Below are 26,383 nucleotides of genomic sequence, written 5' to 3' on the forward strand. Positions count from 1 at the left end.
AAATTCTTGGCTGTGGTGAATAATTCTCGGAGGGCAAGGAGGGCAAGGAGGGCAAGGCAATGCCTTGCCCCTACATTTTTTTTGCGTCTCAATGGGAATTGATATTGATGATGTAATACATAATTTTTCCTTAAAAAGGGATATCAAAAAGGAAATCTTTAACATCAGAATTAGGGTGTGTGTTTTCTGGATCATCTGCCCAACACAGAGGATTATTTACAATATATTCTCGGATGTGATCTATAGATTTTTGTTCTCTGCCAATGTGTTCATAAAAATTGCGTTGCCAGATTGATTGTCCTTTAGTCTGCCAAATTATATTAATGCGTTTGCTGACAATGCTTTTATAACTACCAATAACTGTAGAAATAGAACCACCTACAGGTTTACCGAATTTTTCTGGGTTGCCTTCACTATGTTGGTTGAGGGCAAGGCAATGCCTTAGACCTACAGGGTTGTCGGTGATGATTAATATGCCGTGTATATGGTTAGGCATGACCACAAATGTATCTAATTCAATGTGGGGAAAATGATCGGGTATTGTTTGCCAGCAGTTAAAGGCGATATAACCTAAAGAATTCAATTGCATTTCGCCCTGAACCACATTACCAAATAAACATTGGCGTTTTTTAGTACAAATGGTGATGAAATATGCACCTGTTTGGGTGTAATCATACCCTTTTAAGCGAATAGAACGGCGATGATGTTTTTGTGGATCATAAGGCATGATTTTCTATATTTATTGATGATTTATTTTGATTTAGTTGAAACATTCATTTTCTCTTAAATTCTATAAATAATGTAGGGGCAAGGCATTGCCTTGCCCTCTTGCCCTCCAACCCATTTAGCATCTCAACAATAAACAATATTATTTAACACAGTGCCTATCACATTTAAATAATGCTAATTTATCTAGGGGAAATTGCAAATAAATTCTTGGCTGCGCTGAACATTTCTCTGAGGGCATGGCAATGCCATGCCCCTACGAGTTTATCTAATTAGGGCGAGAAACGCCATACAAGAAGTTCCGATAAATAATGCTAATTTATCTAGGGGAAATTACAAATAAATTCTGGGTGGTGCTGAACAATTCTCTGAGGGCATGGCATTGCCATGCCCCTACGAGTTTATCTAATTAGGGCGAGAAACGCCATACACGAAGGTGCTGAACAATTCTCTGAGGGCATGGCAATGCCATGCCCCTACGAGTTTATCTAATTAGGGCGAGAAACGCCATACAAGAAGTTCCGATAAATAATGCTAATTTATCTAGGGGAAATTACAAATAAATTCTTGGCTGTGCTGAACAATTCTCTGAGGGCATGGCATTGCCATGCCCCTACGAGTTTATCTAATTAGGGCGAGAAATGCCATACAAGAAGTTCCGATAAATAATGCTAATTTATCTAGGGGAAATTACAAATAAATTCTTGGCTGCGCTGAACAATTCTCTCAGGGCATGGCATTGCCATGCCCCTACGAGTTTATCTAATTAGGGCGAGAAACGCCATACACGAAGGTGCTGAACAATTCTCTGAGGGCATGGCAATGCCATGCCCCTACGAGTTTATCTAATTAGGGCGAGAAACGCCATACAAGAAGTTCCGATAAATAATGCTAATTTATCTAGGGGAAATTACAAATAAATTCTTGGCTGTGCTGAACAATTCTCTGAGGGCATGGCAATGCCATGCCCCTACGAGTTTATCTAATTAGGGCGAGAAATGCCATACAAGAAGTTCCGATAAATAATGCTAATTTATCTAGGGGAAATTACAAATAAATTCTTGGCTGCGCTGAACAATTCTCTCAGGGCATGGCATTGCCATGCCCCTACGAGTTTATCTAATTAGGGCGAGAAACGCCATACACGAAGGTGCTGAACAATTCTCTGAGGGCATGGCAATGCCATGCCCCTACGAGTTTATCTAATTAGGGTGAGAAACGCCATACAAGAAGTTCCGATAAATAATGCTAATTTATCTAGGGGAAATTACAAATAAATTCTTGGCTGCGCTGAACAATTCTCTCAGGGCACGGCATTGCCATGCCCCTACGAGTTTATCTAACTTTGGTCATTTGTCATTCGTTATTGTCCCAATCCCCAATCCCCATCCCTTGTTCCCCAGGAAACTTGAGAAAAATGACACATCGCGCTAGTCTTCATTAACACAACTGCACGCTGTGAAATTAAGCAATGACAAATCAACCCGCAAGAGAAATTCCCGCTTACACTTGGAACCGTCCCATTGGTCTGGGCTGGGATAAACCTTATACTGTCCGCTATGCTAGTAATCTGGATGATGGCCCTTGGCATGGTATGCCTTTAGGTGGCTTTGGTGCTGGTTGTATCGGTCGTTCTTCACGGGGAGATTTTAACTTTTGGCACATTGACGGTGGTGAACATACTTTCCAAAATATTCCCGCTTGTCAATTCAGTATATTTGAGTCCAATGGTACATCTTCCCAAGCTTACGCTTTGTCTAGCCAACCGCCGGAAGATGGGACTCTCGCAGCTTGGCGATGGTATCCGGTGAGTGAATCAGGTAGCAGTGTTGGTACATATCACGCGCTGTACCCCCGTAGCTGGTTTGTGTATGAAAATGTCTTACAGGCGCGGTTAAGCTGTGAGCAGTTTTCGCCAATTTGGGCAAATAACTACCAAGAAACTAGTTACCCGGTGGCAATGTTCGTCTGGAAAGCGCATAACCCGACGGATGCACCGATTACTCTCAGTATCATGCTTTCTTGGGAAAATATGGTGGGTTGGTTTACTAATTCCCAGAAATCTCCTGAGGTGAAAATCCGCGATGATGGCAGTCCAGTTTATGAATATCAGCCGCGTTTGGGAGAAAGTCAAGATAATTATAATTTGATAGTTGAAAATACTCAACAACTGGGTTGCTTTTTAGCTCGCGTTGGTAGCAATGCAGGGGTGCAAGAAGGTGATGGCATCTGGTGTATCGCGACGCTGAAACATCCCCTTGTGGAAACATTTTACCATACGCGCTGGAATCCTGTGGGTACGGGGGAAGATTTGTGGCAAAGCTTCGCCAATGATGGGTCTTTGCCTAATTATATAGATGGAATTCCGGCATCAGAAAATACAAGAATAGGGGCGGCGATCGCAGTTCGTTTTACTCTCCAACCAGGGGAAACTCTCGAAATTCCCTTTTCTCTGGCTTGGGATTTCCCTGTTACCGAATTTGCCGCCGGAATCAACTATTATCGCAGATATACAGACTTTTTTGACCGTAGTGGTAAAAATGCTTGGGCGATCGCGTCCACTGCTTTACAAGAATACCAAAATTGGCGATCGCAAATTCAAAACTGGCAACAACCCATCCTCAACCGGGAAGATTTGCCTGATTGGTTGAAAATGGCTTTGTTTAATGAGCTTTACGACCTGACAAGCGGCGGGACTCTCTGGAGTGCAGCCTCAGAACTTGACCCTATCGGTCAGTTTGCGGTTTTAGAATGCTTAGATTACCGTTGGTACGAAAGTCTGGATGTCCGCTTGTATGGTTCCTTTGCTTTGCTGATACTGTTCCCAGAACTGGAAAAATCAGTAATCCGGGCGTTTGCAAGGGCAATTCCCCACGGTGATGAACGCTTGCGAGTTATAGGATATTATTATACCATTGGCGCAGATACTACAACCGCTGTCCGCAAAGTCCCAGGCGCAACTCCCCACGATTTGGGCGCACCCAATGAACATGTTTGGGAAAAAACCAATTACACCTGCTACCAAGACTGCAATTTATGGAAAGATTTAGGTAGTGATTTTGTCCTGCAGGTATACCGAGATTTTCTGCTGACGGGTGCTAACGATGTGGACTTTTTGGCAGAATGTTGGGATGCTATTGTCGAAACTCTCAATTATCTGAAAACTTTTGATCAAGATGGGGATGGAATACCGGAGAATTCTGGGGCGCCTGACCAAACTTTTGATGATTGGCGATTACAGGGTGTGAGTGCTTATTGTGGTGGTTTGTGGTTGACGGCTTTGGAAGCGGCGATCGCCATAGCTAATATATTAATGAACCGCACAGACGCAGAGAACGCGGAGGAGATAGTAGCACAAAAGTCTATCTATGAGGCTTGGTTAGCACAATCTCGCCCGATTTATGACCAAAAGCTATGGAATGGTCAATATTATCGCCTGGATAGTGAGAGTGGTTCGGATGTGGTGATGGCGGATCAGTTATGTGGACAATTTTACGCCCGACTGTTGGAATTACCGGATATTGTGGCGAGCGATCGCGCCCTCTCTGCGCTGAGAACTGTTTATGATGCTTGCTTTGTCAAGTTCTATGATGGTCAATTTGGCGCGGCCAATGGTGTGCGTCCCGATGGTTCACCAGAAAATCCCCAAGCTACCCACCCACTGGAAGTTTGGACGGGGATTAATTTTGGATTGGCTGCTTTTCTTGTACAGATGGGTATGCGAGATGAAGCGCTGCGCTTGACACAAGCTGTGGTTGAGCAAATTTACAATCATGGACTCCAATTCCGCACACCTGAAGCTATCACCGCTGCTGGTACTTTCCGCGCTAGTACTTACCTGCGACCAATGGCTATTTGGGCTATTTATCACCTAATTGCTCAGTAGGCGTCAGTTGTCATTATCCTAGCCCAATACAGTTCAGTTAGACTCAAATGGTATACAGTGTAGGGGCACGGCATCCAAAATCTTTTCTTCTAATGACAATTTTATTCGTGCCGTGCCCCTACGACAATTTTCCGTAACTGAACTGTATTGCATCCTAGCCCTAAGCGTTGAACTACAGACCAAAGTAGGGGCGCAAGGCTTTGCGCCCCGAAAAATCATCAAACGACGCCAAAAACCTTTACCGTACCTTGATGGATCATACCTACCATTCGCTAAAAGTAGGGGCGCAAGGCTTTGCGCCCCGAAAGATCATCAAATTTGAAATTTGCAACTAAAGATACAAAAGAATCCAATTAAATGATTTAAAATTTTTGATTACAAGTTTATTTACCTCAAATTGATAGAGTAAGTATTAATATCTCTGTTGTTATTTTCCGGGTATTTGATAAATGAACAGAAAATACAACTAGAGTAAAAAAAAGTTTAAGGGAAGTAAAAAAATAAAACCGACCACTTAAAGTTGTTTACTATTCAGTGTTCTGAGTGTTCACACTATGTGGAACAACCACGACGAAACCTAACCACCACCCTTTTTGTGTCAGAGCCAATAGGGAGAATTAATTCGTAATTCGTAATTTGTAATTAATACATGGGTCTGAGAAAGCAAATTCGGTTACGTCATTCCGAAAAGCTTCTTTCTTTGCAGGAAAGAGATTTTTTAGCGCCGGGTTAGCAGTCAACAGCCGACAGCTACGATTACATCTTTTTTTAGGTGGAAGCCCTTACGTACTTAGGACTCTCGACTACTGTTTAGAAAAATCCTCATAGTACTAGCTTTAGTCATAAAAATTACTAATACCAGGAATATTATGTTCACTAATAACAATTTTTTCCTACAACTAAATGTAGTTAATATAAATATTCTCTGTTAGAATAAATACTTAGCGGGTGAAATTTTCAGCAATAAATTTCTCTAAACTTAGTGTCTGGTAAGACTTATAGGATTTTTTCTATGTAGAAAGAAAAATGAAATGATAAAAGGAGAACAAGTGTATACGTATTAACAAGGTGATAAAAATTTTATAAAGTATACATCTCAATTATCAAGAATAGTAATGAATTCATGAAAGTCCATCAGAAGTTTCTAATTCAGGTATAAACATAACTTAAGGTTCACTAGTACAATGTTATCTTACAAACTTTCACTTACCAAAAGCAACTGAAAAATGAGAGTCGAGCAATCAGTGATTCAAAACACAATAAATTGCGTTTACCAGAGGCTGTTGGAATGATGGTAAACCAATCAGTGAAAGGGTTGTATACTTTTTTTTCGTAAAAAGAACGTAGTTAAAAAAGTTAAAAATTTTACTAAAATACTTGAAATCCAATTATGAACCCCTCTTCGTCGTTAAGAGTTCAGGGATATTTAGAATATACAAGTAATCAGCAGTCTTCCACTCTCAAAGAGGCTATCCTCAAATTTTGGAGATCGGTGGGAGGGGATACTAGCCTAGTATCGGATTTTACAGAAGCTTGGGATCTGCGTGAGTTCCAACTAGGTGATGATTTGACCAAGTATGATCCGAATGGGGAAATTGCTGATCGCAGTTTTCTTTATTTAGTTTGTCAAGGTCGAGTGCGCCTGCTGGGGTGGGACGCAACTCTGGGGCGAGAAATTTCCACTCAGTTACTTTTGACTGGGGAAACCTTTGGCGCGGATGATTTATTCTGCTATGAACCTTGGAGATATCGAGCGATCGCCGCTAGTGGGGGTTGTGTTGCTCAAATCACCATTGCTGATCTGGGCTTGTGGTGCCAACGCCTACCGCATCTAAAAAGTTATTTACAGCAGTTGGCTGTTGAGCGTCAAGCACTAATTTTCTTCAAAAGTTGCACTGAGTTACGCTCTCTGTGTAGCCAGAGACTAAGACAATTGTTACCCTACTTAGTAGCAACCAAAATCCCTGCTGGTTCATCTTTGGTGGAAGCAACTCCGCAGGCGTTGGGGCGCTTTTGGTTACTAAGTGGGAAGATTGAGAACTTATCAACAGTAAATATACCGCCCGTAGTGGGAGCCAGTTGGGGATATCCCCAGATGACTATATTCTCTGGGATAGCTCAAACGGATTTGTTTGTTTACCACCTGTCGATGGAACATTGGGAATCGGCAAGGGCGATCGCACCTCAGATATTTTCTCATGGGTGTGAACTCGGTAGCCAATCTGAGAGTAAATTGCAAATAGCCCCAAAACCTCAGCCTGTTCCCCAGGTCATTGAGCTACCAATTCCTCACCCAGAGCCTGAGATCTCCGCTACAGTCATAGCTGAGGATGACATTGACTTTCCCCAACAGAGAAACCAAGGCGGATTCAGGCCTAGGTTCTGGCGTCCCTATCCTTTTATTGCACAGCAAAGCTTATCCGATTGTGGTGCGGCCTGTTTGGCGATGATTAGCCAATATTGGGGTAAACGCTTGAGTATGAACACTCTGCGTAATTTAGCACGGGTAGACCGTAGGGGTGCTTCTGTGCATAGTTTAGCCGCCGCAGCCGAAACCTTGGGATATGATGTCCTAACAGTCCGGGCGAGCTTGAGCAAGCTGGACTCATATGATAACCCCTGGATTGCTCATTGGCAAGGTATTCATTATATAGTTGTCTGGCGATTGACATACCTCCTCGTCCTAAAGGAGCGAGGATTCCTTGACACTTCGCGCTCGTTGCGCCACAAGTGGTCTTACCATCCCTCCATGTCCGTTTAAAGTCTCCCAATGCCCTATGGCGACTATACCTGAATTTTATCATAAAGCCGTCCTAGAAGGACGGGGCTTGAATCCCATTTTTTTGGTCAAAGGCGATCGCATTTTGATTTGTGATCCAGCCATAGGTAAGCGTTGGCTATCGCGTTCGGAGTTTGAAGCTGGCTGGACTGGATATGCTTTGCTGTTAGACCCAAGCGATCGCTTGCATTCCTACAAGAGCGAACAAGTTTCTTTAGAGCGCTATTGGCAGTTATTTAAACATCATCGCCAATTACTAGGCAAAATTATTCTCATTTCGGTGTTGGTACAAGTTTTTGGGCTGGTGACTCCCCTATGTACTCAGGTGATTCTCGACCAAGTAATGCTTGTTCCTAACTTCCTGAGTTTGAATGTGTTTGCCGTGGGTTTCCTGATTTTAGGCCTTTGGCGTCTTGTTTTAACTGCACAGCGCCAATTCCTACTGGACTATTTTGCTAACCGTATCGACCTTTCTTTGATCAGTGGTTTTATTAGCTACACATTAAAGTTACCTTTGCAGTTTTTTGCAGCGCGTCAAGCAGAAGATATTATTAGCCGTGTTCAGGAAAACCGCAAAATCCAAGTGTTTCTCAGCCGTCAAGCTCTCAGTGTCACCTTAGACGCTGTGATGGTGCTGATTTACCTGGGGCTGATGGCTCATTACAACTTGCAACTTACTCTGTTGGTGCTGGGTTGGATTCTACCCATCGTTATTTTGACTCTGGGGGCTAGTCAGTCACTGAAACAAGCCACGCGGGAAATCTTGCACGCATCAGCGGTACAACATAGCTTGGTTGTACAAATAATTACTGGTATTGCTGCTGTGAAAACCGCAGCAGCGGAACGCTTGGTGCAACGCCATTGGCAGGAACGCTTTATCAGTATGGTAAAGGCGCGATTTCGGGGGCAGAAGTTAGCCAATAAGTTGCAACTAATTAGTGGTTTGATTAATCACCTTGGCACCACAATGGTGTTGTGGTCTGGGGCGACTCTGGTGATGGGTGAGGAGATGTCCCTTGGTCAGTTTGTGGCTTTTAATATGCTGATTGGTAATGTTGCTAACCCAGTTTTGGCCTTGGTGAAGTTGTCGGATGAATTCCCAGAAGCACTGATTTCTCTAGAACGACTCAATGATGTTTTTACCTCCCAACCAGAAGAAAATCCTCAAAAACCACTAGTGGTAATTCCCCCAATTCGTGGTGAAGTGTACTTTGAGAATGTGAGCTTTCGTTACAATGCCGATGAAGACCGCAACACCTTGCAAAATATATCTTTTCAGATAAAACCCAAGCAGACTATTGGCATTGTTGGTCAAAGTGGGTCTGGTAAAAGTACTTTAGTGAACTTATTAGCTGGTTTATATCAGCCCAACGGAGGACGGATTGTAATTGATGGGCATGATATTGCTTATGTTTGTGCCCAGTCGTTGCGTCCTCAGCTGGGTTTGGTGCCCCAAGACAGTTTCCTGTTTGCGGGAACCATTTTAGAAAACATTACCCTGTATAGTTCTCAGTTTACTCAAGAGGAAGTGGAGTCAGTTGCCAAGCTGGCAGAAGCACACAATTTTATTCAGCAGTTACCTTTGGGCTACAACACCCAGGTGGGAGGTTCCCTGCTTTCCCTTGGACAGCGCCAAAAGATTGCGATCGCCCGCGCATTGATCAGAAACCCCCACATTTTGATTTTGGATGAAGCTACAAGCGCTCTAGATGCTGAGTCTGAATCCCAATTTCCACAAAACTTAACTCGGATTAGTCAGGAGCGTACCACCTTGATCATCTCTCACCGTCTGTGGACCGTTCGCCATGCCGATTCTATTCTCGTCCTCGACAGAGGTATCCTTGTCGAACAAGGCACTCATGACGAACTAATAGCAATTGGCGGTCTTTATTACCACTTAGCCCAACTGCAATCATCACTGTAGTTTCACTTATATAGATTAGTTATGGCTCAGAATATAAGTGAATCTTTATTCTGTCAAATAAGTAACATTTTTTGGACGATGAATTTTTCTAAATATCTGAATTTTATCACGATGTGGAACTTAAAGCTGCTACATCTTTTGAAGACAAAATACTTCCTTACGGATATTATGCTAGAGTTATTTTTTTGGTAATTTTCAGGTTTATGTATCATACCATAATCTAGTGATTCTCACAACTTGCTCTTGGCGATTATTTGCTGGTTGCCATGTAAAACTCAGAACAATTTTTGTGTGGATTCTGTAGCCAGGAAATCGCTATAATGCTTGCATGGCAATAGTTGTAGAGGATATGCCTCATCCAGCAGGAGGTGGAAACCATCAAAATGATTTGTAATTATTATCGATAATAGGATTTTTTGAATCGTCTTTATATTGCTCTGGTAATCGTCTGTTTAACAAAGAGTTAATAGCAAAGTTTCCTAGTAAGCCCAGAAGGATAAAAATCTAATCTACACATTTACGGAGGGGTAAAACCCCTCATCGATTAGTTGATATAGGACAAATTGCAAAGTTGCACAATACACCAGTAAATGTGGACACAAATTAAGTAAATTTAATTTATAAAGCTGCCAATCTGGCAGATGACATTAGCGGAAAAAAATAGTATAAATACAAATGTAGTTCTTGATCATCAAGGATGAATAAATTTTCTCTTGTAGCCTAAAAAGTATGTAATAATACTAAATGACTCCCAAGAAAAAGTGTAAAACAAGATACTAAATCCTTCACAGGGGATAGTAATTTTCTGAGGAGTCGGGAAATTTAAAGAGGACAAAACTGCATCTACCAAGAGCCACACGGAGACTTTTTTCTGCCAGTCATCTCAGATAACAAAAGGTAAAAATTTACCTTTCGTTCACTGCCAAGCAAAAGCCAAAGCCGATAAACGGCAGCTTTCTCCAGTCGCACTAACTCCCACCCAGTCAAAACTGGGGAGTGAGTGAATGCGAAGAGTTAGGGCAAAGCAGCTAACAGAGTTGATTCAAAAAAGTTCAGTTTCCGATCACAGGTAAGCTCATGGAAAACATCATCAGGCCAAATGCAGTCACAACCTCAAGCCAAGGGAGCAGTTCTAGGATGAGGCCTTTCAACTACGATCCAGCTCCTGGTAAAACATCAATTTACGGCAGTGTAGTCGCCTCAGCAACGGCGACTGCACTAGAAATAGCCAAGAATAGCGATACCGCCATAGCTAGAACTGCCAAGGTAGCTATTACGCAGCAACCCCATCTAGTGGAATTAGAGAGGGGAGGTTTGTTGGCGAAGATTGTAATTTGGGCATGGATAGGAAAGATTGAAGAAGTCGCCCATGCCCAAAGAAACAATATCAAAACTTTGATGGCTCGGATGATTGTCACAGTGAATTCTCGTTCAGCGATCGCAGTCCTAGAAGCACAAGCCGCCCGACAACAGCTGGTGAAAGTTGGCTGCTTCCTTAAGGAACTGCAAAAGCTGTTGATAAATTTAGAGTTCTGTGTCTACCGCTGTTGATAGATTGTGTCCTCCCTCAATATCCGGCACTACCACATCATTTTCAATTGAAACATCAACAACCAAAGAAACTAGATTGGTTGACTTCAAGCAAAACAACTAACACTATGAATCAAGATATTTCTGGCATTAGTAGCAAATTCAATAACTCAATTCATCCAGAACAGTTTGACCAAGTAGTTGAGGCGATTCTTTCGGGTAAGTATTCCTGGGCATGTGTTTTAATGTTACGGTTCTCTGGGTACAATCCGTTACATTACATTCCCTATCGCACTTACAACCGATTACTCAAAGAAAACTCCCCTGTTAGTAGCTCTAATCAACAGCAAAATCCCAATTTGAAACTTGTCAAGTCATCTGGTGATAAAAGTCCTGATACTAATGTTTCGCCAAGCTGTTTAAGCAAAATCAAAGATTTAGCTTATCTTGAGGTAGTTAAAAAGCAAAAAGTAGAAGTCCGTGGTGGTAGTATGGACCAGTGGCTGAACCAGCAAGTTGACGAATATCAATCAATAAAATCGGAATTAAAACCAGAAAACCCTCCAGATTCATCCTTGAAACTTTGTCAAAGCTAAAAAATATATTAACAATTCGTAATTACGAATTACGAATTAGTTAATATGGTGCGTGAGTACAAATAATTGCTTGTAATTCAAAGGGTTTATCTGACTGACGCACCATACATTTTAGTCTTTGTGCCTGTAGTCTATATTTTTGATTTTTTTCAGAAAAAAACAGGCATTGATCACCATATCTATGAGTTTGTTTTCTAACGTTAATTTGAATATTTATTGATAAATCTGCCAAAATGGCAAATATTCCATGATAAAATTTTATAAATTATATATAGCTAATCAAACAACAGAGGTGATTGACCGACATTTAGATTTAGGATAATGTAATTGACTAATTAAAAATCCAAAATCTCAGAGTGTGCCTAGCAACTATTAGGGGCGAAAGTACTTATGTCCCTAATATAGAAAAATCCAAAAGATGCCCTCTAGGAGACGCTACGCGAACCCTATCGTAAATCCAAAGTTCCGGGCTTCAAGCTCATGTATCAATGGTATGGGGTCAATCTCAAATCTAAAATCCCAAATCCCAAATTGTTTGACGAGCCAATTTCATCCTCTAGGTTCAAATCAATATTTCATGGAGTAGATAGCTACTACTTTATGGAGGACGATTTAACCGTTATTATTGGTGGTTCTTTTTCCCAGGAAGTCTAATTATAGAAAAGTGGGAGCGGCGGCCCTGCAATTCTAACTTTGTGCGGAAATTGAAAAAGTGACGGTTAAGTCGTGATTATGGCTGGTAGAACTGATAGTTCTTACGCTTCTATGAGCAAAGATCATCCTAGTCCTGTCCTCCCAAATAGGATGATCTTTGTTCAATACCTTATACACTTTCACCAAAATTTTGATACATATAGCGTTTGGTAGGGGCATTGCAGTGCCGCTACCAAACGCTATATAATACGACCAATGAATGACCTAAAAAAAATAGTGATTGAACCGGAGGAAATTGTCAATTTCCTCAAAAGCAAAATGAATTTCAAGGAAATATACCAAAATATTTTGTTTAAAAGGGTAATTCGTGACGCAGCAGAGGAAAGAGGGATAACTGTCACTACAGCAGAAATTGAGGCTGAGGCGAATCGCCAACGTCGGGAACAGAAACTAGAAAAAGCTACAGACACACTAGCATGGTTAGCAGATCAATTGGTTTCTCCCCAAGATTGGGAAGTAGGAATCCGCGATAGTTTGCTGGCACAAAAGTTAGCTGAGGAACTGTTCTCTCAAGAAGTAAAAAACTTTTTTATTCAAAATCGCCTGGAGTTTGAGGAAGTTAGCCTCTATCAAATTCTGGTTAATTCACAAAAACTGGCGCAAGAACTTTACTATCAAATAGAGGAAGGGGAAATTAGTTTTTATGACGCGGCTCACTTGTATGATATAGACCTTAACCGCCAAAAAAAGTGCGGTTATGAGGGAAAAATTTATCGTTTTGCTCTCCAGCCAAATGTAGCTGCTGTTGTATTTAGTACCCAACCCCAGCAGTTGATCGGTCCACTGAAAACTGAGCAAGGTTATCACCTTTTTTTAGTAGAAGAGTTTCACCCTGCTGTATTAACGCCGCAAAGGTATCAAGAAATTATTAATAATATGTTTAAAAATTGGCTATCTACCGAACTAGACTTTATGTTGCATTCAACATTACGCAGTTAGGGAGTAACAAAACATTGTGTAACCTGGAGCCAGATCCTTCGCTTCTAGATATGCGCTTAAATATTCATTTTTTGTAATTTCGCTATAAATTTATTGATGAGGGTGCTAATTCTGGAAACAAAATGGGAATACTAAGAATATATACCCCGATTGTTACGTAAGTCTACTTAATTTAAGATAAAATGCTTTCATGGTTTTCGAGAAAATATAAAATTTTTCCCAGAAGCAGAATATCTTACTGCTACCGTGCATCTAATGAAGGCGCTAAAGCGCTAATACAAACATTTTACATTTTTTAAGTGGAAATACTTAACATTCAATGGGGGAATCGCGAGTAAGTGATGAATAAAAAATGTTAAGAAGCTCTCTGTTTACTTTATTAATTCTGCCTTTTTCTCTAGTACCCTGGCTATGGCTGGGAATGTTTTTTAATTCTCAAGCCAATGCTTTACCAGGACAAAGAACAGAAGAAGTAGATACGTGGATGAAAGCACATCCCACACTACGCCCCAAAAGTTCGGAGCGATTATTTATCCAAAAGAGTGATACAGCAGCCCAGCGATTCAGTTTTCAAGCATCTGTATTTCCTCCGGGTAAGGTATTATTTATCAAAGACCGTAGCCGGATTCGGAGTGAGCGCATTGCGATGTATGATGCTATTAACGGCATGACTTTTGAGCGCCTTCAAGAATCCTTGCGGGTGATTTATGGGTTTGATATCTATCAAGATTTTAATCGCGCTGGGGTGGTGTATAAGTATCCTAGCGAGGGTGCTATTAACTCGGCGCGGTTTGCCAAAACTCCCATTAGGGAAGCTTTGCGGGGAGAATTACGTGTAGGCGATCGCTATGCTTACTGGATCGAAATTGCCCAACCCAACACAGGTAAAGCTTTTATTGGTCAAATGACGGTTTTACTCAAAACGGACTTAGACAATTTGGAAGCAGAACTGCAAAATCGTTAAAAATCAACGATAAAGGCTGGAAAGTTGGAGATTTGATCTTTGATTACAGCCCCCCAAACGCCCCAGAAGGAGGAGTAATCTCCTAGTTAAGAATTTGCTGGACTTCCACGGACATTTATTTACAAACCGCACCAAAAACCTTGAGCGCGTATGGTGCAGACCCTACGCGCTCTGGGGGCTTCTGTCGCCACATATTTCCAGAAAATTTACATAAACCTTCTAGACCCACCTATACTATTTATGTGATGATTTGAAAAGCTTGCCTTACAAGTAAATTTGTGTTACTGACTGCAATCATTACCAAGTTAAAATTGACTGCCGACCAGAAAATTCTGATGTCAAAACATGCCGGCATATCGCGATTTACATACAATTGGGGACTCGCCACATGGCAAGCATTGTATCAATCTGGATATCAACCCAATCACTTGATTTTGAAAAAGTTCTTTAATAATCAAGTCAAGCCAGTTTTGACTTGGATTAAAGAACCAGGTATTTGTCAAAAAATCACGGAATTTGCTTTTGATAATTTAGGGAAAGCTTTTAAGAACTTCTTTGATAAACGTGCAGAATATCCCAAGTTTAAAAGAAAAGGCAGAAATGAGAGTTTTACAATTAATGCGGGTGGTAAACCAATAAATATCAGTGGTAAACGCATTAAATTACCCACCATTGGCTGGGTTGCAACTTATGAATCTTTACCTCATACCACAACCACAAAGTTTACTATATCTCAATCTGCGGGAGATTGGTACATTTCTTGTTCTTATGAAATAGAACAAGAAACTACTAAAAAAGAACATGATTATGTCGGGGTTGATTTAGGGATAAAAACTTTAGCTACCTTATCAACAGGAGTAATTTTTGTTAATCCGAAAGCTTTAAAAAGTGCCAGGAGGAAGTTAACAAGATTACAACGTCAACTTACAAGGAAAATAAAGGGGAGTAATCGTTATGAAAAACAAAAATTGAGAATATCTAAACTGCATCGACGTATTACTAATATACGGAAAGATGCGACTCATAAAGCAACTACATTTATCTGCAAAAACCACGCAGTTGTTGCTTTGGAGGATTTGAATACTTCGGGGATGTTGAAAAATCATAAATTAGCCGGTGCTGTCAGCGATGCCAATTTTTATGAATTCCGCAGACAAGTAGAATATAAAGTAATTAGATACGGTGGAACTGTCGTATTTGTGGATAGATTTTACCCATCTAGTAAAACTTGTGCAAATTGTGGAGAAATTCAAGAAATTAGTCTATCAGAGCGGGTTTATGAGTGTAAAAAATGTCAGCATACTGAAGACCGAGATTTAAATGCATCTAAAAATCTCGAAAAATATGCACGGTTGGCTCAACCGTGTCTGGACGTTAAGGGATAGCCGCTACCATGCTCCCGTTGAAACGTCAAGTAATGTCTGGATTTGTCCAGATTTTATGTAGCAGTTTGCCATTTACCAGCAAAGATACTTTCACATGCTAAGGAAATTCGTAGCAAATCTTCCTTCAGTAGTGGCGGCCAATCAATCCCCGCCTTGCGCCCTACAGCAAATAGCTGTTGCGCCTTAATGCTTAACTGATACAAGGCAAAAGCCAGTTCTCGGTCTAGAGTGGGGGCTTCTTTGAGGGCTTCAAACACGACTTTTAAAGCTAACAAAATCGAGGTGATCTGACCGGGTACCGGCGCTTTTCCCTGTTTCATACGCATTAAAAGGGCGTCGGGCTTTTCCTCAGTTGTTGCTGTCTGGTCGATAAGAATTTTGCGAGCTGTTTCGTAGTTCATTTATTCAGCTTACCGTAGATGCTGACACCGCAGGAATAGTAAGGTTTCTAGTATAGTTTAAGACCTGCCAAACATTCTCTCAGGGACTTCCAAAAAATAAATTATCCCAATTTTTACATTTGTAGGGGCGCAAGGCCTTGCGCCCCCAAGGCCTTGCGCCCCGTCGAAGGGATATTTTTTTTAATTGGAAGTCCCTAAATGGTAAAGTTACGCCGGATAAATCCTTAAGCGGCGATTTGGTTCTTCCCCAAAGCTGTGGGACTTGAGGCGATAGTGTTCTACCAACTCATGTTGCATTTTGCGGACTTGGGGTGAACGGGGTAATAACTCTACGGGCTGTCCTTTAGGAATGACAATTTGCTCAACAGCAAGTCTGGCTTCCTCCAGGGCGTCCATTTCGTCATCGCTACCGGCGTGTAACAGTAGTTCCAGTTCTCGGTCATCGTTTGCTTCTGGATCATCCATATTCAGCAATCGCCGCAAGCCACGGGTAATTTGCGGTATGGTGCTGGATTTAATCATGTGGATGGGTACATGACGGGCTTTAGCCATTTGCCGTAATTTGGCGTGGTTTTTGACGTGCGATCGCAGTGCTAAAATTGCATCAGCACTATCGATGTCTTTTGTCAATACCACAGGCAAAGTTAGCACGTTAATTACCTGTTCTAGTTGATGGCGGCTGACGCCATAGGGATAAACGTGCAGCGGCAAATCTTCGCCATTTGGCCCCGCCTGTCTGGTGGCACCAAAATCAATGCTTTCGGAGTAATTGAAGGACTCATCTAGCAAGCGGTCAAATTCGCTGCGTCCAGTCACCCGTTCCCGCTCTACAGGTAATGGAGGTAAAGCCACCATTTGTCCAGATGAGCGCCAGCCGTTTGACTGTCTGGCTGGGGGGAAAGATTCCTCCGTATCAGCTTGGTATCCACCGCGACCATTAACCACAGCTAACTGACGGGCGATCGCGACTTTGCCCTGATCATCGACTGTCCGCGTTTGTGGGCTAGCCTGACGCCCTCTCAAAAGGTTATCTACTGTATCGGCAACGCTTTCATGTACTACCCAGCGCTGCCGTTCTAACATTTCCACAGCAATCTCAAATGTCGGAGGGGCTTTACGTTCCAAAACGGTCTTTTGACTACCCCGCCGTCTGGCTTCGTCGTCTCCCAGTGTCACAGCTTGGATACCACCAATTAAATCAGCTAGGGTAGGGTTTTTAATCAGGTTTTCGATCTGGTTCCCGTGGGCTGTCCCTACCAATTGCACGCCTCTTTCGGCAATGGTACGAGCAGCCAAGGCTTCCAGTTCTGTGCCAATTTCATCAATGACGATGACTTCTGGCATGTGGTTTTCCACTGCCTCAATCATTACCTGATGCTGCTGATCCGGATGAGCTACTTGCATCCGCCTAGCGCGACCAATGGCGGGGTGGGCAACATCACCATCTCCAGCGATTTCATTGGAGGTGTCGATAATCACCACTCGCTTATGAAGCTCATCCGCCAAAACACGGGCAATTTCCCGTAAGGCGGTAGTTTTGCCCACGCCTGGACGCCCTAGCATGAGAATCGATTTACCAGTTTCTACCAAATCGCGAATCATGCCAATTGTCCCAAATATTGCCCGACCGACGCGACAGGTCAAGCCAATAATTTTACCGGTACGGTTGCGGATGGCGCTGATGCGGTGCAAAGTTTGCTCAATTCCTGCGCGATTATCTCCGCCAAAGGTTCCGACTCGCTGAATACAATCGTCGATCTGTTCTTGAGTAACGGGTGTTTCGCTCAGATACTCAGCTTGATTAGGAAACCGAGCTTCTGGGCGACGACCCAGATCCAAGACCACTTCTACTAAACTATCTCGTTTGGGATGATTCTCTAGTACTTGTTGCAGGTCTTGGGGCAAAATATCTAACAACTTTTGGAGATCTTCTGTAATCGTCATGCTTTCTATGGTGACGGTTTGAGAGATAGGGAACGAGCGATTAGCGCTCTTGCTGTGACTTGAGCTGGGAAACGAGAGAATGGGCAAGCTCTACAGCCTGCCAAAGTAATACGTCTTCTTCTTCGAGGCGGACAGTCGCCTTGACACTGGTTTTACTCACCTCCTTATTTTCTAACTGCTCGAGAACTGATGACAGCAGTACACGGGCGTAGCTACCGTAAGCGACTCCAGAAATGGCGGGGGCGAAGTTCTCCCCATCCCTTTGTAAGCGAAGCAGTCCCATTGCTTTTAACTTAGCAACGGTATAACTGTTGGTGCCACCTGCTAATTGCACATATCCCGGTAACTTTGCTGTCAAAACTTTTTGCCCTAATTTCACCGCCGCTATTGTGGTGCCATCTCCGATATCACCACTCATCGCCCGACCATCGGTCTGCCAAATTAAGGAAATAGAACGGGGGGCTATCAGGTCATATATTGCCTGAAGGTAATCAATTAAGCCTTCGCCATCAGGACAGCTGATGGCTAATACCTTTAGTTGATCTGCCCACGGTGAAATTGCTTGCCACAATCTTTGAAATTCTGCAAAACGCCCGACTTGGGTATGAATTTCTACCGCATCTACTCCCGTTGAGATTACCAATGGTGCGATCACTCCCGGCGTTGATATATATGAGCTTGTATAAATTATATCGTGAGGACAGACAGGTGTGCAACGACCGCAGCCATAGCACTTTTGGGGTTCTACTCCCGAAAAGTTATCTTTTATACGGTTGAACACAATTGCCTGTGCCGGACAAATTTTTTCACAGGGTCGAGGACAATCTGTGGGACACTCTGTAGAATTAAACTCTGCTTTGCGAAAATGGGGGTCTTCTCCATCGTTCAGGCTAACCATTAAAAAGGGTGAGTTGCCTTTGTAGCCAAAGCCTCGCTTTTGAGCATCTACTCTGAGATCCTTCGCTACTTGCAGCGCTTGTTGAGCTGCTGCAATCACCGCCGGATCAGCTGCGAGATCTATACAGTCAGCGCCTGCCAAAGTGTAGGCTAATGTTAAACTTCTGACTGCAGGCAAATGCTGGAAACTGGCTCCGCAGATGAGCTTGAACCAGTGACCATCTTTTAGGGATTGTAAAGGAGCAAACAGTTCAGTCACATTTCTATTATGCTTTTATGGGAATGAAAATAATAGTCTCTGATCAATAAAAAGTTCCGATTTCCTAATTTTAAGTTTCGATGGGCTACACAAACCACATCGCGTAGTAGCTGTCAACCCCCTTAAGGACAATATTCTCGATTCACAGAATTGTATATGTATAGCATGTTATCAGTAACACCACGTAAGTACATTAGAAGTAATAGTATAAGTATACAGATAACTCAGTATTCAGGTTGGGTGATCGGAATGTCAAGGACAAACTCTGCGCCTTGTCCTGGAGATGAGGAACAGGTGATCTGTCCACGATGTTTTTGTACCACAATCTGATAGCTAATCGATAATCCGAGTCCACTACCTTTGCCGACAGATTTTGTGGTAAAAAATGGGTCAAATAAACGTGAGCGCAATGATTCATCTATACCATGGCCATTGTCAGCGATCGCAATCTTCACCATATTCGACTTTGTTACCTCCGTGCGAATGTGAATTTGCGCGGGTTTCATTTGTAGTTTGTCATAAGTCATTTCTCCTTGTTCTTCTACTAATGAGCATTCACTACTAACCACTGACTGATCTAAGGCATCAATTGCATTATTTAATATATGCATAAATACTTGGTTAAGTTCACTAGCGTAACAGTTAACTAAGGGCAAATTGCCATACTCTTTGACGACAATAATAGCAGACCGATCTTTTGTTTCCCTCAGTCGATGCTGTAACATTAACAAAGTGCTATCTATGCCTTCATGGATATTTACCTGCTTGATCAGAGCTTCGTCATGTCTAGAGAAGTTTTGCAGCGCCAGCACAATTTCTCGAATGCGATCAGCGCCTCTAAACATAGCACCCATCAAGTTTTGCAGGTCGTTGATCACAAAATTTAGGTCTATATCCTGAACTAATTTTTGAATCTTGGGAGTAGGTTCTGGATATTCTTGTTGATAAGTTTCAATCATATTTACTAAGTCTTGCATATATTCACCAGCATATTGAAGATTGCCATAGATAAAACTGATGGGGTTATTAACTTCATGGGCAATCCCAGCCACCAATTGTCCCAGCGCTACCATTTTTTCATTCTGAATCTGTTGGACTTGAGCAGCTTTTAAATGATCTAAAGCCTCTTGCAATAAAAAGTTTTTTTCTTGGAGTTTAGTTTGCAGTAAACGCAAATTAATCTGATTTTCAATTCTTAAGACAACTTCTGCCCCATGAAAAGGTTTAGTAATATAATCAGCCCCACCAACGTCAAATGCTTTTACTTTATCTAAAACGTCATCTAAAGCGCTAATGAAAATCACTGGGACTTGGCAAGTTTTATCATCTGCTTTCAGTTCCTGACAAACTTGATAACCATCCATTCCTGGCATATTGATATCAAGTAAAATCACATCTGGCAAAACAATTTGACAAGCAGTGAGTGCCATTTTACCGTTTAAAGCCTTGCGGACTTCAAAACCTTGTCCTGTCAACATTATCGATAAAAGGCGCAAGTTATCTGGGGTATCATCAACCACCAGGATATTTCCTTTACAAGGATTAGTTTTAGTAAAAGACATTATGTTTACCCCAAGAGATAAATAATTTCCAATGAATAAAAATATTTGTTACAAGTAGTCATCATCAACTGCGTACACCAATAACGGAGCATAAAGGGACTGGGGAGTTTTTACTCATAACTTGTGCTTTCACATTCAGCAATTTTTCAAGTCAGTCAATCATGGGAAAATTCCACAACCAAACATGAATTTTTCTTGGACTAGTCCCCAGACCCTAGTCCCTATTGTCAAGCCAGGTCGGCGCAAATAGAGCGTACTATAGAGGTCTGTCATTTGTGAGCCAGTGCGGTCTTGGGGAGCCACTTTACTTGGTATTCATTGGTGAAGCAAGTGGCGTGGTTTCCCCAATCAGCGACTGGCTTTCCCGTTAGGTCATTTGACATTTGTCATAAGACATTGGTAAAGGTTTCAGCCTGATTTACATTTATTTATTCTCACCGACTTACTTATTCCCATGCGGAAGTAACATGGATGATACTTACTTTATTGTCACTTAATTAAATTTAACACTACCAGTGAGAATCTATAGTCAGTAAGTTCAGAGCCAATTGTGGTTCCAAGGCTTTAGCAAACAGATGTCCTTGAGCGAAATCACAGTTTAAACTTCTCAGTTGGTCTAACTGTTCTTTCGTTTCGACGCCTTCAGCGATTACTCGCATTCCCATTGAGTTAGCAATGCTAATAATTGCTGGTACTAATCCCATATGATTTTGGTTTTCCTGCATCCGGTGGACGAAAGATTTATCAATTTTGAGTGCATTTAGAGGAAAGCTATGCAGGTAACTTAAAGAAGAATAACCTGTGCCAAAGTCATCCATAATTAACTTAATGTTTCGTTGTTGTAATTGCTTAATAATTGTTTTGATTACATGGCTATTTTCCATAATGACACTTTCTGTAATTTCCAGTTCTAAGTTGGCTGGATTTATTTGAGTTTCCTCAATAATATGGTCAATTATTGCTATTAAGTTAGGCTGATAAAATAATCTAGCACTCAAATTAACGCTGATTGTTAGGGTTTCTGGTATTGCTGGATCATGTTGCCACAGACGTAGTTGTTTGCAAGCTGAGTGCAATACCCAAGAGTTGATGGCATGAATCAAACCTGTTTCTTCTGCCACAGGAATAAAATCCACAGGATAAATGAGACCACGACTCGGATGTTGCCAACGTACCAGCGCTTCAAATCCAGCAATTCTGCCTGTGGTCAGAGAAACCATTGGCTGATAATAAACGAGGAATTCTTGCCGTGTAATCGCCCGTCGCAGGTCGTTTTCTAGCTCCAAAAGCTGAATAGCTTCCTGATACATGGCGGGAACAAAAACGTGATAGCTGGCTTTCCCTTGGGCTTTAGCACGATACATAGCCGTGTCAGCATCCCGCAGTAAATACTCTGGACGATCATAATCTCGATTACCCCAAACAATACCAATACTGGCATTCATAAATACATCGTATCTTGATAATTTAAAAGCGAGTGATAACTGTTGTAAAATGCGCTCTGCTACTTCAATAACTGCACTAATATCTGGCAGATTTTCTAGAAGAATTCCAAACTCGTCACCACCCAATCGAGCTAAAGTATCAACTGGCGTTAGAGAGGCTTCGAGGCGGCGGGCGATAGCTATTAGCAATTCATCTCCAACCAGATGACCAAGAGAATCATTGACAACTTTGAACCGATCACAGTCCAAATAAAGTAATGCAAACTGATAATTTGATCGTTGGTGAGCATTGTTGAGAGCTTTTGCTAGTCGCTGGATAAACAAAACTCGGTTTGGTAATCCAGTCAGGGAATCATGTAAAGCTATTTCCAGCAGTTGACCCTGTAATTGTTCGCGAGATCTAACTTCCCGCTGTAGTTTTTTGAGAGTCTTTTCTAGCTCCTCAGTCCGTCGTTTTACCCTTTGTTCGAGTTCGACGTTTAGCTTGATGATTTCTAATTGTGCCCCCCTCAATGCTAGTTGATTTTGGATGCGTACTAACACTTCTGCTAAATCAAAAGGTTTGGTGATATAATCCACCCCCCCTACTCTAAAGGCTTTCACCTTGTCAAAAACATCATTTAATGCGCTAATAAAAATCACAGGAATATCCGCAGTTAGCTTCCAAGCCTTAAAGCGCTGGCACACTTCATAGCCATCGACCTCTGGCATCATAATGTCAAGCAAAATCAGATCAGGTAGTATTGTTTCACAAGCAGTCAAAGCCATCTGCCAGTTTAAAGCTTTGCGAACATTAAATCCTTCTTTTGTCAACAGCGAGGATAAAACCCGCAGGTTATCTGCCATATCATCAATGATCAAAATATCTTTTTTATTAGGGTTTAATCGGTCGTAATTCATTCTGCATTTGTACTAGTCAATTCCATAATTTTCTCAAACTGATAGTTATTTGCTAAATCTCTCAAAACTCCAAAAAGTTGAGCTTTATCTGGTGGAATTTGCTGCAACAGATCTAAAATCATGTCATCGCTACAGCTCGCTGCGGCATGACGTATATGTTGTAGCCATTCAGACGGCATCTGCGATAAATACCGCAGGAGGTCAGCTTGGCTAGGCAATGTCTGTGTTTCTTGACAAACAGTTAGCGTATTTGCCATTTTGACTTCGCTGATATATTTTACACCGAGATGTTCCCTGACTTTTTCCAGTAATACCTCCTCCGTGAATGGCTTGCGAATAAAATCATCGCAACCGGTGGACAAAATTTTCTGCCGTTCTTCCTCAAAAGCGCTGGCAGTTAGGGCAATAATGATGGTGTGATGATGCTGATTTGGGCATTCGGCATTATTTGGTTGAGCTACTTCTCTAGCTTTAATCACTCTGATAGCTTGGTAGCCATTCATCACAGGCATCCGCATATCCATAAAAATCAGATGTGGTTCCCATTCCATCCATTGAGCGATCGCTTCTTGACCATTAGTAGCTTCTCGCACGATAAAGCCAATAGATGTTAGTAGTTTAACCAGCAGTAAGCGACTATCTCTAGCGTCGTCAACCACCAACACACGGTATTCTCCTTGATCTGGTGCTAAACCAATCACTTGAGATTGATTCTGGGTATTCTGAATTTCGCTCCATGAGGCTTCTTGGATTTGAATATCAAAGGCAAATCTACTTCCTACGCCTTGGGTACTGGAAACGGTAATATTTCCGCCCATCAGTTGTACATATTTACGGCTAATAGCTAAACCCAGTCCTGTGCCCTGTTGGGATTTTCTGCCAGTTTCAGTTTGTGCAAAGGCTTCAAATAGTAAGTTAATTTCCTCGGGAGCAATCCCAGGGCCTGTGTCAATTACCTCGAACAAGAGATGGGGGGAGGAGGAGTGAGGAGGAGATGAGGAGGATGTTGAATGTTTCAGTACAAACTCATCTCCCCCAGTCTCCAGCGATGCACTGAGCTTGCCGAAGTGTCCCCAGCGATGCACTGAGCTTGCCGAAGTGTCCCCAGCGATGCACTGAGCTTGCCGAAGTGTCCCCATTCCCACTTTGAGAATAACACTACCAGCCTGAGTAAATTTAATGGCATTTCCTAATAAATTGAGTAAGACTTGACGCAGCTTATTCTCATCTGTTTGTACATATTGGGGAAGACCAGGAGCATATTCAAATACCAGTTGTAAATTCTTGGAAACAGCACGAAATTGTAACATTTCCTCCAGGTTTTTCAACAGATGAATTAAGTCAAAGCTGTTCATATGCAACGTGGTTTTACCAGCTTCTATTTTAGACATTTCGAGAATGTCATTGATTAAAGAAAGCAAATGCTCACCAGCACGATTGATGATTGCCAAATTTTCTTGATGTTCAGAAGATAAAGTATTGTCATGGCTCATAACTTGGGTGAAACCAAGAATGGCGTTGAGTGGAGTACGCAATTCATGACTCATATTAGCCAGAAATTCGCTTTTAGCTCGATTAGCCCGCTCGGCAACTTTTTTTCCCCTAGCTGCAATTGCTTGGGATTCAATCAGTTCTTGTTGAGTGCTTTGAAATTTGTGAATAACCTTGAGAAGATCATGAGTACGTTTTTTGACTTGCGATTCTAATACTCGATTGTATTCTGCTAATAACTTTTCTGCTTGTTTGCGTTGGGTGATGTCAGAAAAAGTAGCGATAGCAAAGGCAATATTACCCAAGTCATCATAAATTGGCATTGCGAAAATTTCCAGGGGAATAATCTTATCTAAACGACGAATTTCCAAATCATCAACCCTAATGTTTTCTCCTTGCAATGCTCTGAATATTGGCAAGCGATCGCTGCGATAGAGTTCCTCGGTTCCAGCTAGATAAATTTGATAAATTTCTGCCAATTCTTCAGCGGTAGCCTCAGCTACTACCCCTTGACCAAGAATCTGCTTGGCAACGTGATTAAGATAATAAGGATTACCGGTTGCATTGGTAATAAATACACCCACTGGTATAGCTTCTAAAAATTGATTCAGCCGATTCTGACTTTCAAATAGCGCCTCATTCAAAGTTTTCATTTCAGTATGCTGTGCTTCTAAAGCCGAAAAATATTCTTGTAGTTGCGTTGCCATACTATTAAATGACTTAGCTAATTCCCCCAGTTCATCGCAACGCTTAATCTCTACTATCTGGTCCCATTTACCCACAGTAATTTTTTTGGCTGATGCGTTTAATTGCAGAATTGGCTTGATCACCCAGCGAGCAGTTAAAATTCCTAATTCTGTAGCTACTAAAAAGGCAACTATACACAGCATAATCGTTGTGTTGTTGTTGGCGTTAATTTGTTTCATAAAGTCGCCTTCAGAAATCACCACAACGATCAGCCAATCCAGACCACGGTCATCTCTCCAATTATTAACCTGTACAAAATAACGCCCTTCTGTGGTGGTAAAACTGAGATTTTGCCTACCAACAATGAACCCAAGACTACCAAAATGCTTGAGTAAATATTGGGTTGTTTGTCGGATTACAACATCTTGACTTTCTGAAGCCAATACACGTTTTACCTGACCTCGAATGACATTGTAAGCAGGCTGATTAGTTGAAGCAGCCACTATTAGTCCAGAGCGTTCTAAAATAAAGGTTTTTCCCGACTCACCAACTTTTAATTGTCTCAAAAAATGACCAATATGTGATAAAATTAAATCTATACCTATAACTCCTCGAAGATTTTTTTCAGCGTCGTACACCGGATAGCTACTGGAAATTGATAAAACTGGTTGATCCTCCCATTGGTAAATTTGACTCCACACGGGTTTACCTGCTTTGGTTGCATCTACATACCAAGCCTCTTGTTGTAACAGTGGGAAGCCACCTTTTACTGCCAGTAACTTGCTACGATTTCCCTGGCTATCCGTACTATAGGTCAATAGTTTTCCTAGACCAGTTTTTTTGGAAGTTTCTTGGATGACCAGATTACCATTATCCAAACGTTCTACGCCTATAAATTCCCCTTGGGTATTGGCAAAGTTAATGTAACCAATATTAAAAACCTGCATTTGTTTCCAGAAGTAATGCCCTGTCGTTTCCAAATCAGAAAGGTTTAACAAACCTAAATTAATTGCATCTATATTAATTTGATTAATTTGTTTAGGAGTTGTTAAATAGTCATCAAGGTGTTGCTCGATGTGATTGCAGATTTCATTCTCTAACTGAGTTACAAGCTCTTGTACCGCTTTCTGTGCATTTTGAAACGAAAGATAGCCCACAAGCCCTATTGATCCACAAATTTGTAAGACAAAGGGCACAATTAAAACATTTTTTAGGGCTATCTTGGCATAAACTTTCTCAACTAAGCTGTTGAGATATTTGACTGGTTGAGGTTTGGATAACATTGTTTTTTGATGTCCTCCCCAGTTCTAAACAAGGGATTCTGTCCAGATAATAAGCTACACATTTTATAAAA

At 41.7% G+C, this 26,383-nt stretch carries 14 protein-coding genes and 1 pseudogene; 8 read left to right on the forward strand and 7 right to left on the reverse strand.

Annotated features, from left to right (window positions below; translation table 11 throughout):
- Positions 1–130: 130 nt before the first annotated feature.
- Positions 131–727, reverse strand: coding sequence for a transposase (locus HEQ19_07210; GenBank protein WYL99343.1), 597 nt, complete (start codon positions 725–727; stop codon positions 131–133).
- A gap of 1,470 nt (positions 728–2,197) precedes the next feature.
- Between HEQ19_07210 and HEQ19_07215 the strand changes: the two genes are divergently transcribed.
- The 8 genes and pseudogenes from HEQ19_07215 to HEQ19_07250 all read left to right on the forward strand — a co-directional run bounded on the left by HEQ19_07215 (position 2,198) and on the right by HEQ19_07250 (position 15,443).
- Positions 2,198–4,612, forward strand: a complete 2,415-nt coding sequence (locus tag HEQ19_07215) for a GH116 family glycosyl hydrolase (protein WYL99344.1) — start codon at positions 2,198–2,200, stop codon at positions 4,610–4,612.
- 1,390 nt (positions 4,613–6,002) lie between these two features.
- The gene (locus HEQ19_07220) at positions 6,003–7,373 is read left to right on the forward strand and encodes a cysteine peptidase family C39 domain-containing protein (GenBank protein ID WYL99345.1); all 1,371 of its coding nucleotides are present in this window, start codon (positions 6,003–6,005) and stop codon (positions 7,371–7,373) included.
- Positions 7,374–7,434: 61 nt separating this feature from the next.
- Positions 7,435–9,315 (forward strand): annotated as a pseudogene (locus HEQ19_07225) (peptidase domain-containing ABC transporter).
- Between the two features lie 1,137 nt (positions 9,316–10,452).
- Positions 10,453–10,866 carry a hypothetical protein gene (locus HEQ19_07230; protein ID WYL99347.1) on the forward strand — a complete coding sequence of 138 codons (414 nt, stop codon included), beginning with the start codon at positions 10,453–10,455 and terminating at the stop codon, positions 10,864–10,866.
- Positions 10,867–10,973: 107 nt separating this feature from the next.
- Positions 10,974–11,441 carry a HetP family heterocyst commitment protein gene (locus HEQ19_07235; protein WYL99348.1) on the forward strand — a complete coding sequence of 156 codons (468 nt, stop codon included), beginning with the start codon at positions 10,974–10,976 and terminating at the stop codon, positions 11,439–11,441.
- A gap of 909 nt (positions 11,442–12,350) precedes the next feature.
- A complete protein-coding gene (locus tag HEQ19_07240; protein WYL99349.1) occupies positions 12,351–13,094 on the forward strand; it encodes a peptidylprolyl isomerase in 744 nt (247 codons plus the stop codon).
- 352 nt (positions 13,095–13,446) lie between these two features.
- Positions 13,447–14,058 carry a hypothetical protein gene (locus HEQ19_07245; GenBank protein WYL99350.1) on the forward strand — a complete coding sequence of 204 codons (612 nt, stop codon included), beginning with the start codon at positions 13,447–13,449 and terminating at the stop codon, positions 14,056–14,058.
- A 278-nt stretch (positions 14,059–14,336) separates the two neighbouring features.
- Positions 14,337–15,443, forward strand: a complete 1,107-nt coding sequence (locus HEQ19_07250; GenBank protein WYM03294.2) for an RNA-guided endonuclease TnpB family protein — start codon at positions 14,337–14,339, stop codon at positions 15,441–15,443.
- A gap of 53 nt (positions 15,444–15,496) precedes the next feature.
- On the opposite strand, the gene HEQ19_07255 is transcribed toward HEQ19_07250, so the two are convergent.
- From HEQ19_07255 to HEQ19_07280, 6 genes are all read right to left on the reverse strand, one after another.
- On the reverse strand, positions 15,497–15,844 hold the full coding sequence (locus HEQ19_07255) for a Dethiobiotin synthetase (protein WYL99351.1): 348 nt from the start codon (positions 15,842–15,844) through the stop codon (positions 15,497–15,499).
- 207 nt (positions 15,845–16,051) lie between these two features.
- Positions 16,052–17,788: a R3H domain-containing nucleic acid-binding protein gene (locus tag HEQ19_07260; GenBank protein ID WYL99352.1), complete on the reverse strand. Its 1,737-nt coding sequence runs from the start codon at positions 17,786–17,788 to the stop codon at positions 16,052–16,054.
- Between the two features lie 40 nt (positions 17,789–17,828).
- Entirely contained in the window at positions 17,829–18,944 is a 1,116-nt protein-coding gene (locus HEQ19_07265) for an LdpA C-terminal domain-containing domain (protein WYL99353.1), read from the reverse strand.
- Positions 18,945–19,168: 224 nt separating this feature from the next.
- On the reverse strand, positions 19,169–20,506 hold the full coding sequence (locus HEQ19_07270) for a response regulator (GenBank protein ID WYL99354.1): 1,338 nt from the start codon (positions 20,504–20,506) through the stop codon (positions 19,169–19,171).
- A 509-nt stretch (positions 20,507–21,015) separates the two neighbouring features.
- Positions 21,016–22,851: an EAL domain-containing protein gene (locus tag HEQ19_07275; protein WYL99355.1), complete on the reverse strand. Its 1,836-nt coding sequence runs from the start codon at positions 22,849–22,851 to the stop codon at positions 21,016–21,018.
- Complete coding sequence (locus HEQ19_07280) at positions 22,848–26,312, reverse strand: ATP-binding protein (protein ID WYL99356.1); 3,465 nt, start codon at positions 26,310–26,312, stop codon at positions 22,848–22,850. The genes HEQ19_07275 and HEQ19_07280 overlap by 4 nt, the downstream gene beginning before the upstream one ends.
- Between the last annotated feature and the right edge of the window lie 71 nt (positions 26,313–26,383).

The organism is Gloeotrichia echinulata CP02 (assembly GCA_038087035.1).
In the GTDB taxonomy this organism is placed as follows: Bacteria; Cyanobacteriota; Cyanobacteriia; order Cyanobacteriales; family Nostocaceae; genus Gloeotrichia; species Gloeotrichia echinulata.

Coding starts and splice junctions, on each gene's coding strand:
- HEQ19_07210 (WYL99343.1), bottom strand. CDS start 727: ATGCCTTATGATCCACAAAAACATCATCGCCGTTCTATTCGCTTAAAA.
- HEQ19_07215 (WYL99344.1), top strand. CDS start 2,198: ATGACAAATCAACCCGCAAGAGAAATTCCCGCTTACACTTGGAACCGT.
- HEQ19_07220 (WYL99345.1), top strand. CDS start 6,003: ATGAACCCCTCTTCGTCGTTAAGAGTTCAGGGATATTTAGAATATACA.
- HEQ19_07230 (WYL99347.1), top strand. CDS start 10,453: ATGAGGCCTTTCAACTACGATCCAGCTCCTGGTAAAACATCAATTTAC.
- HEQ19_07235 (WYL99348.1), top strand. CDS start 10,974: ATGAATCAAGATATTTCTGGCATTAGTAGCAAATTCAATAACTCAATT.
- HEQ19_07240 (WYL99349.1), top strand. CDS start 12,351: ATGAATGACCTAAAAAAAATAGTGATTGAACCGGAGGAAATTGTCAAT.
- HEQ19_07245 (WYL99350.1), top strand. CDS start 13,447: ATGTTAAGAAGCTCTCTGTTTACTTTATTAATTCTGCCTTTTTCTCTA.
- HEQ19_07255 (WYL99351.1), bottom strand. CDS start 15,844: ATGAACTACGAAACAGCTCGCAAAATTCTTATCGACCAGACAGCAACA.
- HEQ19_07260 (WYL99352.1), bottom strand. CDS start 17,788: ATGACGATTACAGAAGATCTCCAAAAGTTGTTAGATATTTTGCCCCAA.
- HEQ19_07270 (WYL99354.1), bottom strand. CDS start 20,506: ATGTCTTTTACTAAAACTAATCCTTGTAAAGGAAATATCCTGGTGGTT.
- HEQ19_07275 (WYL99355.1), bottom strand. CDS start 22,851: ATGAATTACGACCGATTAAACCCTAATAAAAAAGATATTTTGATCATT.
- HEQ19_07280 (WYL99356.1), bottom strand. CDS start 26,312: ATGTTATCCAAACCTCAACCAGTCAAATATCTCAACAGCTTAGTTGAG.